This window comes from Lysinibacillus sp. C5.1 (genome assembly GCF_016350185.1).
In the GTDB taxonomy this organism is placed as follows: Bacteria; Bacillota; Bacilli; order Bacillales_A; family Planococcaceae; genus Lysinibacillus; species Lysinibacillus sphaericus.
In genome coordinates this window covers 2341421-2354607 of record NZ_CP066226.1, presented here as the reverse complement: position 1 = coordinate 2354607, position 13187 = coordinate 2341421, and the positions used below count along the sequence as shown (strand labels likewise).

At 36.5% G+C, this 13187-nt stretch carries 13 protein-coding genes, 1 pseudogene and 2 riboswitches; of the genes and pseudogenes, 2 read left to right on the top strand and 12 right to left on the bottom strand.

Going from position 1 to position 13187, the window contains the following annotated elements; translation table 11 throughout:
* Positions 1-7 precede the first annotated feature (7 nt).
* Both I5435_RS11400 and I5435_RS11395 read left to right on the top strand, forming a co-directional pair.
* Positions 8-664 (top strand): response regulator, encoded by a 657-nt coding sequence (locus I5435_RS11400; protein ID WP_337982257.1) that lies wholly within the window; start codon positions 8-10, stop codon positions 662-664.
* 138 nt (positions 665-802) lie between these two features.
* Complete coding sequence (locus I5435_RS11395; protein WP_024361667.1) at positions 803-1360, top strand: hypothetical protein; 558 nt, start codon at positions 803-805, stop codon at positions 1358-1360.
* Positions 1361-1512: 152 nt separating this feature from the next.
* Here I5435_RS11395 and I5435_RS11390 read toward each other — a convergent pair whose 3' ends face one another.
* From I5435_RS11390 to I5435_RS11335, 12 genes and pseudogenes are all read right to left on the bottom strand, one after another.
* Positions 1513-4029, bottom strand: coding sequence for an ABC transporter permease (locus tag I5435_RS11390; protein ID WP_337982256.1), 2517 nt, complete (start codon positions 4027-4029; stop codon positions 1513-1515).
* Positions 4022-4702, bottom strand: a complete 681-nt coding sequence (locus I5435_RS11385) for an ABC transporter ATP-binding protein (protein WP_024361665.1) — start codon at positions 4700-4702, stop codon at positions 4022-4024. Before I5435_RS11385 ends, I5435_RS11390 begins: the two co-directional genes overlap by 8 nt.
* A 112-nt stretch (positions 4703-4814) precedes the next feature.
* Positions 4815-5660: a sensor histidine kinase gene (locus tag I5435_RS11380; RefSeq protein ID WP_024361664.1), complete on the bottom strand. Its 846-nt coding sequence runs from the start codon at positions 5658-5660 to the stop codon at positions 4815-4817.
* On the bottom strand, positions 5661-6338 hold the full coding sequence (locus I5435_RS11375) for a response regulator transcription factor (protein WP_024361663.1): 678 nt from the start codon (positions 6336-6338) through the stop codon (positions 5661-5663).
* Between the two features lie 430 nt (positions 6339-6768).
* Positions 6769-7005: a hypothetical protein gene (locus tag I5435_RS11370; protein WP_337982255.1), complete on the bottom strand. Its 237-nt coding sequence runs from the start codon at positions 7003-7005 to the stop codon at positions 6769-6771.
* On the bottom strand, positions 7002-8021 hold the full coding sequence (locus tag I5435_RS11365) for a MoeB/ThiF family adenylyltransferase (RefSeq protein ID WP_229389747.1): 1020 nt from the start codon (positions 8019-8021) through the stop codon (positions 7002-7004). Before I5435_RS11365 ends, I5435_RS11370 begins: the two co-directional genes overlap by 4 nt.
* Complete coding sequence (locus I5435_RS11360; protein ID WP_337982254.1) at positions 8014-8784, bottom strand: thiazole synthase; 771 nt, start codon at positions 8782-8784, stop codon at positions 8014-8016. Before I5435_RS11360 ends, I5435_RS11365 begins: the two co-directional genes overlap by 8 nt.
* Position 8785: 1 nt before the next feature.
* Positions 8786-8980, bottom strand: a complete 195-nt coding sequence (gene thiS / locus I5435_RS11355; RefSeq protein WP_337982253.1) for a sulfur carrier protein ThiS — start codon at positions 8978-8980, stop codon at positions 8786-8788.
* A pseudogene (locus I5435_RS11350) lies at positions 8970-9762 on the bottom strand (FAD-dependent oxidoreductase). Before I5435_RS11350 ends, thiS begins: the two are co-directional and overlap by 11 nt.
* Positions 9719-10339, bottom strand: coding sequence for a thiamine phosphate synthase (locus I5435_RS11345; RefSeq protein WP_337983843.1), 621 nt, complete (start codon positions 10337-10339; stop codon positions 9719-9721). The pseudogene I5435_RS11350 and the gene I5435_RS11345 overlap by 44 nt, the downstream one beginning before the upstream one ends.
* A gap of 132 nt (positions 10340-10471) precedes the next feature.
* A riboswitch (TPP riboswitch) is annotated at positions 10472-10570 on the bottom strand.
* A 226-nt stretch (positions 10571-10796) separates the two neighbouring features.
* Positions 10797-10905, bottom strand: a riboswitch (TPP riboswitch).
* 341 nt (positions 10906-11246) lie between these two features.
* Positions 11247-11657, bottom strand: coding sequence for a hypothetical protein (locus tag I5435_RS11340; protein WP_337983842.1), 411 nt, complete (start codon positions 11655-11657; stop codon positions 11247-11249).
* A gap of 519 nt (positions 11658-12176) precedes the next feature.
* Positions 12177-12605, bottom strand: a complete 429-nt coding sequence (locus I5435_RS11335) for a HEAT repeat domain-containing protein (RefSeq protein WP_024361655.1) — start codon at positions 12603-12605, stop codon at positions 12177-12179.
* Between the last annotated feature and the right edge of the window lie 582 nt (positions 12606-13187).

Below are 13187 nucleotides of genomic sequence, written 5' to 3'. Positions count from 1 at the left end.
GAGATTTTTGATTAGCGTTTTAATTGTGGACGATCATCCTGCAGTACGAACGGGTACAAAGGCTATTTTGGAAACTGCCGGTATGGAAGTCACGATATTAAAAAATATCGATGAAATTATCCAAGCTGCCTCTAACCCAACATTCGATATTTTTCTTGTAGATTTGTATATGCCTGACATTAATGGACTGGAACTATCTAAAAGAATTTTACAAGTAAATCCTGAGGCGAAAATTGTCATTTATACAGGTTTTGATATTAATACCCATTTTGATTTATTAATTAATGCAGGTATTGCTGGTTTTGTAAGCAAAATGTCCAGCTCTGAACAGCTCGTAAATGCTATTTATTGTGCATTGAATGAAGAAGTAATCATTCCACTATCTTTATTACGCCAACTCCGGAGAAATTCGATTTCTTCTAATAATAATTTTGAAGAGAATAGTATTATCACGCTTTCGAATAAGGAACAAAATATCCTTGAGCTTATTTCGAAAGGATACACAAATAAAATGATTGCGGAAGAGTTATATGTCAGCCAACGCACAATCGAATACAGCTTAACTAAAATTTTTTCAAAATTAAAAGCAAATTCTAGAATTGAAGCACTACAAATAGCTCAAAAATATGGCTTAATCTCTAATCTATTTATTCCGGATAGCTAAATTGAATAGATTCACCAAACGGAAATTGAAAAGACATGTCAAAGGGATACAGGCGGTTTCGTTCAGTTCAACTTCCTGCAATATCCCTTTAATTGTAAAGTTGTAGCATGTGAATTGACGTAAAAAGGAGGATGTAAGTTGAGTAGACCTGAAATGTATGTCAGTTTAGTCGTAGGACCGAATTGTGATATGGAATCGTATGCTATACGATCAGCACTAGAGTATTTTGGCGTAAGGGTAAATATACATTGGATAGGTAGACCCAATGATCTGATTGATGTTCTATCCGGTAAAGAACTTGATAATAAAGTAGATTATTTAATTTTAAATTTTCATGGAGATGAAGGTAGATTATGTATGCCTGAACTTGGTGAAGATGTTTATGAAGGCAATGAGCCAAGAGGTGATTTTTTTGGACAGCAAGAGATTAAACAATATACGAATATAAAAGATGTGAAAGTGATAGGCTCTGGTTGCACATTAGGCAAGGAACAGCTAGCAAACGCTTTTCTTGCATGTGGTTGTCACTCTTATATAGGCCCTGATGATTACATAGACGGTAATGCTAATTTTATGTTCGTTATAAGGTTTTTATATGAAATTATAAATAATCATAAAACGCAAGAGGAAGCTTTTAAAATTGCTCAATCTATTGATAACGAAACGGCCATGTATAAATTGTATAAGTCATCGTGAATGCCTATGCTGCAAAACAACAATCTCGCATTCACTTCTCTTCGCTACCCCTTTAGTAGATACACAAAAGGCAACCCCAAGAGAGTTGCCTTTGTTGCGTGTAAATTCGGAGCTATAATTAGCTAGCTCAAAGGTTTGATGGTAATAGGTACCTACTCTATTTTACGTAATCGCTCTACAATACTGCTTTTTGAAATGACCTTTTGGCACATGACAGGAACTATTATCGCTATGACAAGAAGTATTGGAAGGCATAGCAGTGATGGAACAACTGTAAAATATAGCTTCATATAGGCTGCCCCTGCTGTAAATGCATTTAGACCCAGATAGCAAATTGCACTTCCAATAGTAAGCGTTGCAGCTATAGTTAGCAGAATATACATGGTACTTTCCAGTATAAGCATTTTAATTACCTGTCTATTTAGCATACCGATACTTTGTAGCATCGCAAGCTCTCGTCGACGTGCATTGATAGAGGTAATGACAGAATTGATGAAATTCATAATGCCAATGAAAGCTACTAGAATGCTGATGGTAATCCCAACGATTTTCAACGTTTTTTGCAAGTTTTCAAATTCTGCCGCTAAAGACGCCTTGGATTCAAATTCCATGTTTTGGTCGGTGTTAGTACTATAGTTTGCTAAAAAACGCTCCATTTTTTCCATTGCGCTATCTTGCACATCAATCGTGCTTAGCATTGGGGCTTTTTGTTCAATTTGCTCTAAAAAGACTTGGCTTGGCAAATAAAATGTTGGCGTTAACGGATGCGAGTGTCTTGCGCTTATGCTTTCTGGAATGTCCGCAACAGCAAGCACTTCATATTCCCGCATTTGTCCGGTTGGATCTGGAAGCTGAATTTTGTCACCGATTGCATAGTATAAAATATTGCCTTGTGCATCAAATGATGCAGCTATCACATATTTTCCCGAATAAAGCTTTTGCTCCTCTATTTTGCCATGCAGTAAGATTAACTTTTGCAAAGCACCCTCATCAAGACCATACAGATGCAATAGTTGTTTTGGTTCTTGAGCATAGCGTTTAAGTGCTTCAACTCTCTTACTATCTGCGCCATATTCCTTTGCCAATTGTTTAGGAATATCGACAAAGCGCGGCCCTGTTGGCACTTCATATTCTGTAAAATAGATGTTATTGATGCTTTCGATGCCTTCTTGTAAGGACAGCTCAGAGAAAAAGCCTTCGCTTAACGTATCTTGGTTGCTATAGTTGAGATTGACGTTAAAGTTAGACACGTCTCCCACTGCAAAATCGTTCATGATAGAACGGCTTAAATATTCATCCATATCAAAGCTATTTGCAATCGAATAGGTAGCATTTAAAATCACAAGCCCTAAAGAAAGTGAGATGGAGACAAGCACGACCTTCTTTTTATTGCGAGCAAGATTTGAATAGGCCATCGTCCACAAATTTACTTTAGTCCCTTTCTTTATCTTCCGTTTACTCCCTGCACTGTTATCTGTAACACGAAGCGCTTCAATCGGACTTACTTTTGCCGCAATTTTTGACGGCTTTGAAACACTGACAAAAACAGTGACTGCTGAAAAAATACTAGACAAAATAAAGATAAGTGGATGAGCTGATATTTTAATGACATCGGTGTTCATAATAGACAAGACAATCGGAACTAGCATCATTCCCACAAGATATCCAACTAGCAACCCAATTGGCAAACCGATGAAACAGAGCCACATCGCCTGTCTACGTATCAATTTACGAATTTGCTTTGGAGTTGTACCAATTGTTTTAATCAGACCATAGTACCGTACATCATTTGCCACACTAATTGTAAATACATTAGCAATCATTAAATAACCACTAAAAGCAATCATTAAAATGGCACCAACAGTCGCAACGATGGTACTTATGTCTAGAGATTCACCGTTTCCGGTATAAGCCCAGTTGACGCCATAATCAATGTCGTCCAGACTGAACCCACTGTCTACAATCACTTTTTGCAGCTTGCTTTCAATACGAAAACTGTTCTTGAAATTGACATCAGCGTTGATAAGACCTACATCATAGCCCTGCTTACTTGGTTTGTAATTGGCAAGTTGCTTCTCCACATAGCTTTTGTTCACCCATGCTTGACTTGCCTGCATAACCTTATCACCTGTCCAATAACCTACCAGTGTAAAGGTTTTGCTTATTTTTTCCCCTGCTAAAGAATAGTCTAAGGTAACCTTCTGACCTAGCTTCGCAGAAACACCAAGTTGCTTTAAAACGAGTGTGTCTGTGGCAATTTCATCATCATTTTGTGGAAGTTTTCCTGTTGTCGGCATAGAAAACATACCCTTTGCATTGTTTTCACCGCTAGTGTATCGAATTTCAGTAGGGTGTTTGGCTAGCTCCTTATTTTCACCCACGCCCAAAACTACAGAGAAAGAAATATCTTTAATATCAGGATGCGTTTTCAGCGCGTCATATTGCGCTTTTGACAGATATTTAAAGCTACCATGTGCACTGCCGCCCACCTGTCGCATAGTACTTTCCTCAATCGATGCAACAAGGCTTGTAGCTACTGTAAATAGCCCCGAAAACATGACCGAAGTCAAAATAATTGCAACGATAGCAAATAAGTTTCTCATTCTACTTGCTTTGAACGAACTTTTTGCAAGCAAATGAATGGTTCTTTTACTATTTACTTTAAGCATGGATACCACCATCTACAATCTGTCCGTCTTCTATACGGACAATTCTGTCTGCAAGCTGTGCGATTTCCTCATCATGGGTAATCATGACAATCGTTTGCTTGAATTGTCTACTTGTTACTTTAAATAAAGACAGAACATCTTGACTGGTCTTAGTATCCAAGTTTCCCGTTGGCTCATCGGCTAAAATAATGGCAGGCTTTGATGCCAAAGCTCTAGCAATAGCAACGCGCTGCTGCTGCCCTCCAGATAAATTATTGGGCATATTTTGAAGTTTACGCTCAAGACCAAGCGTGTGAATAATGGCATCCACATATGCTTTATCAGGCGTATTGCCATCTAAGCCAATAGGAAGAACAATGTTTTCATAGACATTTAAAGTAGGGACAAGATTATAATTTTGAAAAACGAAGCCTATTTTTCGGCGGCGGAAAATCGTAAGTTCTTCATCCTTTAACTTAAAAAGTTCTTGACCATCCACAATCACCCTTCCGCTAGTCGGGCGATCAAGACCACCAAGCATATGAAGCAATGTGGATTTGCCGCTACCGGAAGTACCTACAATCGAAACAAACTCACCGTTCTCCACTTTCATACTGACGCCATCCAATGCATGAACGGCAGTATCCCCTTTCCCGTAAATTTTCATTAAATCCTTCGTTTCAAGTATAATCATTTAAATTTCCTCCAAAAAAATATGTCTTCCATCTCTGCAATTCATATTATAAACTTCGAATCTTTCGAGAATCTTTCTGAAGCAAAATCAAATCTAACAGTGCTGAAAGAATTCAATTTTTTATTGGAAGAAACACCGAGAAAACAGAGCCAACTCCCAACCTAGACTTGACCTTTATATATCCGCCTTGGGCTGTAATGATTTCTCTCGCAAGGTAAAGACCAAGGCCGACGCCTTCTTTGTCGGTTACCTCCTGTGAACGATAAAAACGAGAAAAAATCTTTGCCGTTTCATCCTCTGAAATACCGAGTCCTGTATCGGCCACATCAATCCTGCAAAAAAGCTGATACGGAGTGACAGATAACTGGACACTTCCGCCACTTGGTGTATATTTAATGGCATTATCTACAATGTTGTATAGTGCCTCCACTGTCCATTTTGGATCAAAGACTGCCTCTACATCCCTACTATCTACCGTTAAAGCAATGTTTTTTCCTATAGCTTTCGGTGTAGCCTGCTCTATAACCGTTTCAAGCATGTTCGCTACGTTGTTGTTTGTAGGGGTAACTGTAATAATTCCCGTTTCAAGCCGAGATGCTTTTACAAGAGAAGAAATAAGAAAGTTTAATTTTTCTGCCTGCTGCGTTAAAGCTGCCACACAGTTTTGATCATAGTCAGACAGCTCACTTTCCGCTAAAAGTTGAGTATAGAGCAGAATATTAGCAAGAGGCGTTTTCGTTTGATGAGATATATCGGAAATCAGTTGATTGATTTGTGATTTTTCGTCAGCTAACTGTATTTTTGTGGCACTGTTTGCTGTAAGGTAGTGGGATAATTTAGTTTCCAGCGCAGACAGCTTGCTTTCATCAAATCCATTTTCAATTGGTCTTCCCTCTATCGCATTATCAATCATTTTGTTTAATCGATCAATGACCTTATTTGCTTTAAAAAACGCCATTTATTTCACCGCCCATAAATAACCTATACCATACACTGTTTTTATATATACGGGTTTTGTAGGGTTATCCTCAAGCTTGTCCCGTAATCTCTTTAGCGTAACAGACAAAGCATTTTCGTCCACATAATGTGCGCCATCGCTCCAAATACGTTCAACCAATACGCTGCGTTCTAAAGTAACGCCTTTGTTGGCTGTTAAAATTTTTAGCAGTTTTTGCTCGGTTTTACTCAGCTCAACTACCTTTCCGTTTTTAAAATATTCCATGCGGTCAAAGTCAAAAACAAAGTGATCTTGTTTAAATTGATTTCCTTTTGTGACCACTTGTTTTCTGAGCTGCGTATTTACTCTTGCACGCAACACGGCAAGGCTAAATGGTTTAGTAATGTAATCATCTGCTCCCATTTCAAGTCCTGCTACAATGTCTGTTTCCATATCGTTTGCTGTGAGCATGATTACAGGTATAGTACTGTTTCTTTTCACTTCGCACAGCAAGTCTAGTCCGTTCCCATCAGGCAAATTAATGTCCAATATCAACAAATCAAAGTTAGTATTAGATAACTGCATTTTTGCCGATTGAATACTGTGAAATGGCAGAACATCCATTTCACTCCCTTGCAAAGCAAGAGCAATACCATTTGACAATGCCTTGTCATCTTCAACAATCATAATTTTATACAAATACTCACCTTCCTTCAGAGCGAAGTTATGGAATTTCGCTCCTCGAGCATTAAATTGCGCTCTACCACTTCAAAAATATTTTATCGGGTAGTACATATAAAAGTTTACCATGTTTGTATCTTCTCTCGCTTGCTGGATTATTATCCTTAGCAATACTGCTGATATGATTGAAAGAGTAGATGGATATGCTTTATTAGCATTTGTTCAATTGACCTGTCTCCCTCGCTAGCAGTTCGAGATTATTAGGTTGAAAAAGTCGAAAACGTTGAAATACAAAATGTGTTGATTGTACATAAAAAAACCTCCTCTAAGTTTTCATTTTTATACTAACTTAAAAGAGGTATTAAAAATAATTTAAACTAGCTTAAATACACGGCTAAGGTCGCCGTCTTTCATCTTTTATCGACAATATTGTTGCTTGTTCGTTTTTTCAATAGCCCTTCATCCCAATATTATCTCTGACGATGACTTCCCCAATAGATATGCTATCATGTGATACTTCATCGCCTAACTCATCAACAATTTTCACGTTCGTACCAATTATTGCATTATCTACTTTTGCTTTTAAACGATAGTTTTCTTGGTCAGATAAATCTTGAAAATGATGTCCATTACATGAAATCTTACTTGCCCTCGGAAATATGGAACATTTTATACCTATCCTCATCCAAAATATTGATGATAGATTTTCTTCGCTTCTACAATATCATTCGTTCCATGAATCAATACACGTCCATCCCGAAAAAGAATAATCTGATTTTGATTAACTTGAAAATGAATTAAAAATGGATTTGACTTCAAATGTTGAACATGTGGAGCCAGGTTCTTTTCAAACTCAATAATATTAACTAACTTTGTTTTTGCAGGACGAATTTGAACCGTATTACGACCGCATAGTACTGCAACCTTGGTGATTGATTCTTTCGTTAAATATGGATAGGTTGGGTTTAATCCACAAGTCAAACATGTAGACTTTTTTAAACTTTTTACATTGATCTTTGTTTGCTCGTTTTTCCACAAATCAAATGCCAATAATTCTTTTCGGATTGCTTCCCAATCTTCCACTAAGATTTTCAATGCTTCTACCATTTGATGTGACACAACTTGCGTAACTGTAGGCGCAATAATTCCTACAGTATCACAAGTTGTCCCTCCGAATAAAGGAATGATTTCCATCAAACAGTGTAGGCAAGGTGTTTCATGCGGCAAAATGGTATATGTAATACCATAGCTACCTACACATGCTCCGTAAATCCATGGAATTTCATACTTGACTGCAAAATCATTTAGTAAGAAACGTGTTTCAAAATTATCTGTTGCATCGATGATTAGATCTACATCTTGAAACGCAAAAAGTTCAGATGACGAAATGTCTAGAACAAACGCTTCAATCAGCACATCACGATTAATTTTCTCTAATCTTTGTTTTGCAGCAACAGCTTTTGGCAAATGTTGAAACACATCTTCTTCACTGTATAGTTGTTGGCGTTGTAAATTTGACCAATCTACATAATCTCGGTCCACTATGGATAACTTACCTATTCCAGCACGTACAAGTATTTCGGCATTGCTACTACCTAATGCTCCTGCTCCAACAATAAGTACGTGTTTTTGTTGAATTTTTTTTTGGCCAACTTGTCCTATAAATGAAAATAGTTCCTGTCTTGAATAGCGATTAATCAATAATACTCATCCCCTGTGAAGGACTACTAGCTTGAGCCCGCTCTTTTTTCTCTATACTTCCTGCTTCAAAACCTAGTCTACCTGCATGAATTGCTAGTTTCATAGCTTCTGCCATCTGCACTGGATTCTTCGCACCAGAAACTGCTGAATTTAGCAAGACTGCATCCGCACCTAGTTCAAGAGCAAGTGCTGCATCAGACGGAGTACCTATCCCTGCGTCTACAATAACAGGTACTGTCGCTTGTTCAATGATAACTTGTAAATTATATGGATTTAAAATTCCTTGTCCTGAACCAATTGGCGACGCACCTGGCATAATGGCATGAACCCCCAGTTCTTGTAATTTCCGAGTAAGAACGACATCATCTGAAGTATACGGTAGTACAATAAACCCTTTTGCTAAAAGCATTTCACATGCACGATATGTTTCTAATGGATCAGGCAATAATGTATCATCACACCCGATTATTTCAACTTTCACCATATCGCATAACCCAGATGCTTTTGCTAGTTTAGCAATACGTACTGCTTCCTCAGCTGTTTTCGCACCAGCAGTATTTGGTAATAATCGATAGTTTGATAAATCTATTTTATCTAGCAAATTAGGCTGGGATGGTTCAAAAATATTCATACGACGCACAGCAAATGTTAAAATTTCAGCTTCTGATGCTTCTATTGCTCCTTTTTGAATATCAAAATCTGAAAATTTCCCTGTTCCTAGTAATAATCTTGAAGTAAATGTATATGGTCCAATTTGATACATGTTAACCCCCTCCGACAAATGTAACAATCTCAATAGAATCAGTAGACTTAACCACTGTCGAATAATTTTCTTTTTTCAAAATTACGCCGTTTTGTTCGACAACAACTATTTTTTCCTGAAGCCCTAAGTGAATCAATAAGCTCTCAATTGTTTTCACATGGTCTGGAACTTCCATCTTATTTCCATTAATAATCATAGTGTTTCACCATTAATTCTGACATATATTCTCCTACGAATGGGCTTAGCAATATGCTATAACGATAATGTCCTGTTGATACAAATTGCCCTTGAATTGTCGAATGTACTTCCATATAACGTCTGCCTCCATTTCGTAATCCTGCCCATGTTCGGTCCCAACTCGCATCTTGTAGGGCTGAAACAATAGAAAATGCCTTTTGTAATATGTCTACAATACTCATTGCTTTAACATTTCTTGATATAAATTTGGCTCTATCGTTGCACCAGTGACGTATTTACTATAACGTTTTGATACAATATAAAATCGTTTTAAAAATATAGGAGCATTAAGTAATGGGCGATTACTTTTTAAGGAAATCACTTCCATTTGGTTCAAAATTTCTTAATTCTTCTGAAAAAAGCAACAATGCTGCTTCTCCAGCTGATACTTGCCAAAAGCGAATTTGTTGAATACGTTCAAATTCTTCTTCTTAATTTGCAATCCTGTATATTCCTTTCACTTCGTACCCTATATCAATACCTGTTTTTGCACGGATTTTTTCGGCTACTTTTGGAAATAATGTTCGACTTTTTCTTACCATTTCATACAAAGGATCGTCATCCCATTGTGCTGAACCCCTAGTAATCCAGCAGCTACATGTGAAGCACCCTCTGCAATTACCTTTTTCTCAAGAATTGCTACGTGAAAACGCGTTCAGCAAGTCAATGTGCGATTGTACTACCGATGATGATCATACTATCGAAACTTTTCGTCTTCCCACTCCTTAAGTTGAAGAGCATATTCTTTTACCTTTTCAATAGGGTCATTTGCCTGCCAAATTCCTGACATCACTGCAATTCCTGAAACTCCTGACGCACATACTTCTTTTGTATTTTGCGGAGTGATTCCACCGATAGCAATCACAGGAATAGATACATTGCTTACAAGCTGTTGTAATAATTTTGTTCCACGACAAGCGATTCCTTTCTTACTTTCTGTATCAAAAATATGTCCATAGAGTAACCAATTGGCCTTTGTATTTGTAGCCTCTTCAAGAGAGTGAATAGATGCACCAATTTTAAGATTTGAGAACTTCTCACTTGCGATAGCTACAGGAATACTACGATAACCTATTTGCACATGAGAAACATCCGCAGCAAGTGCAACATCGATTCGATCATTAATCACAATCTTTTGTAATGGAAAGCCTGCATATTTTAATTTTCTTATACAATCAAAGAGTTCAGAAGCAGTGCAACTTGGCTCACGAATATGCAAATAGCTTATATAGGGTTCAAACTTAGTTACAAAATGGACCACTTCATGTAGTGAATGCTGGCCATCTGTAATGATATGGAGCGCTATTTTTTTATTCATTTCTTAAATCATCCTATTCTTTCATATCTAAAATAGAAATTAAGTTGTTGTTCACTTCCTTTCATTATAATTCCATACAAAAAGCCACCCCTCAAGCATAGAGAAGTGGCTATAAATCTTGTACATTGAAGTACAAAAAGTAAGCCACTTCCCTTCGCTAGTATGATCTAGATCAGGTTCAAAGAGTTGAGTTTCCTCTCTCAGCACATCCGTGCACCCCTAGTGGTCTTTTCAATATTCAATTAAAATGTTATAGCAAATAAAGTGCAACTTCCATCAAGCGGGACTTCTTCATCCCCACTTGATGGTTAGTCGAACCAATCGGCTTTTACAGGCAGTTATCCCCCATCTTTCTTCTTCGCTTCTCTCAATCTTTAGATGAGGGTTATACAGCCCATTAATGAAAGATAAAAAAGCCCTTGCTTCCACAATAAGGAAACAAGGACTTGTATAATAGACAATATCCTATCTGCTTCCCTACGCCAGCATAATCTAGATCAGGTAAAAGGATCATGAGCTTACGGCTCTACTCTCAGCTGGCAACACCAGCTCTCCTAGCAATTATTGTATTAAATTACAAATTAAAGTATAGCACTACCGATTTAATTGTTCAATAATGTATTATTAGAATAAAATCAAATCTTTATAGTACAAAAGCTGAACTCATTAAAACACAGAGTTCAGCTTTAAATTCATAGAAATCTATTTTTAAGAAAAGATGTAAGTTTAATTATGGATTTAGTTGCAACAGTGCGCTATGCAAATCATGTCATTGTTTAGCTACTTCTTCCGCTTCTAAATTTGTTATTAGTCCTGCATGGTTATATGAGATTTTTATAAAAAAGTTTGAACATTTTCAAGCTATGTTGTTCAACAATCGTGCCATTTTGGGATATTTGAAAATTGATTAACCTTCAACAAGCCCATAGTATTTATAAAGCTTACCTTCTGATTCAACGAGTAAAATTGGTCCTCCAATTTCTTCTTTTTCTTTAACCGAAAAGATTTTTGCACCAACAGGTAATTTGTTCGACATTTCGTCTTCAAAGTTGGTATCTGTATCGTTTTTTGTTTTTATTTGTCCTACCTGCTCGTCTTTTGTTAAAGTTAGTTCTTCAACCCAATCAATTCCAGTTTTATAAATCACTCCATTGAATTGAAATATATCGGCTTCAGGATCTAATTTTAAAATCTCTCCCGCACTAGAATTTTCAGTTGTATAAACTTCTACTTTGGCTTTATCCGCTGAATTAGAACATCCAACAGCAGTTAATAAAACGAAAATAACCAAACCCCAGAGTAATCTTGACACTTTCACATTATCCCTCCTTAGATTTTTAGACGGATAAAGGTTAATTAAGTTACCTATTTATTCCGTTAACTGGTCTGTTTGTTAAACAAAAAAACCCGGCCGATCAACACAAGATTTTAATCAAACTTTATTATAAATGATTCATAAATGCATTAACTATAAGGATTGTTCCTACCCTTGTTAATGCTTTTTTCAGTTGTTATGTAAACGATTATTACGAGTTTTGGAACAGAGGTTGATAGACAGGATTGTTCTTGTTCCGCAATCGGGCCATTTTCTTGAGTAACAAAATTTAAAGAAAATCGTTATGGAGCTAAGAAATTGTGCAGATTTACACTTTAAATAAAGGAGCAGGTTAGTTTAATAAGTTGTTTGTTTTATAATTAAATAAGAAAGATAGATAATCAATAAAAGAAGTAATTCAATTTAATATTAGTTTCGATGAACCGCAGCGTAAGATAAGAAAAAGCCATTCCCTCCACAATCGGAGAGAATGACTTGCTTTCATAAGTCGTAAAACTATTGTTACAATTTTGCCCAACGTTCCTCTAACCAGTTCATAAATTCTGCACCTTTGTCGCCTTCATACGCATCAAAGACATCTAAACGCATACGTTTTAGTTTATCCGCAAAATCTGCCACTGTATGGTCCTTTGGCAAGCTCTTTTTAACCCGTAGGAAAATTTTGTCTGTTCCTTTGATAATATCAAAACGTGCAGGTGATGGTTTCTCTACGTCCTCGCCAAGCGCCACAAGTGCTTCATAGGCTGCTAATTGGACCTTGTTGACAGTATCATGTTCCATACGATTTTTTAATATATCTATGATTTTGTCATGTTGATAAGCCGATAATATTTCGACTGCGGCTAAACGCTCTCGCCAGCTAGACGTATAATTGGCCTGTTTTTTTAATGTTTCATACTGCTCAGGTAATGCTGTTTCAAATTGTTTCAAGTGAGTGCACCTCTTTTTTTCACTAGAGGAAAAATGAATTCTTCTTCTGCTTTTCTTATTATACATTGTCTTGGTGAAAATAGCGATGAATCGCTGGTAAACACACATATATATATATAATGGAAACTAACTATATTAAGGTGAACCGTATAATAATTATGTACTATTCTTTATAGATTTGCCTTTCTTTTTAAACGAACGAAGGCTTTAGTTTAAGAAGAAATATGGTTATGATTTTCCACAATCGTGCGCTTTTCTAGAGTAACGAGAATTTCTCAATTTTAATGCGAGAAACGGTGCTTTTTTATATTTACTTATAGGGCAAATTGCCAAATAACTAACTTTATCAATAATTATCACCAATTTTGGTTTAATTAAGTGTATCAAGTTACAATCTGTGATACCCTGCATTACAATTCATTTAAAACAGAGATAACGTTTGTTGTTCCAATTCCTCAGTTAATAGGTAAAATCTCCTTTTCTGCTTAAACTTCACTTCACAAAATTACTTTGCATGGTTTACGACATACTCATTGCACAATCTTATTAAATCGAGGTATGAATGTATATTTATTTAGTAAC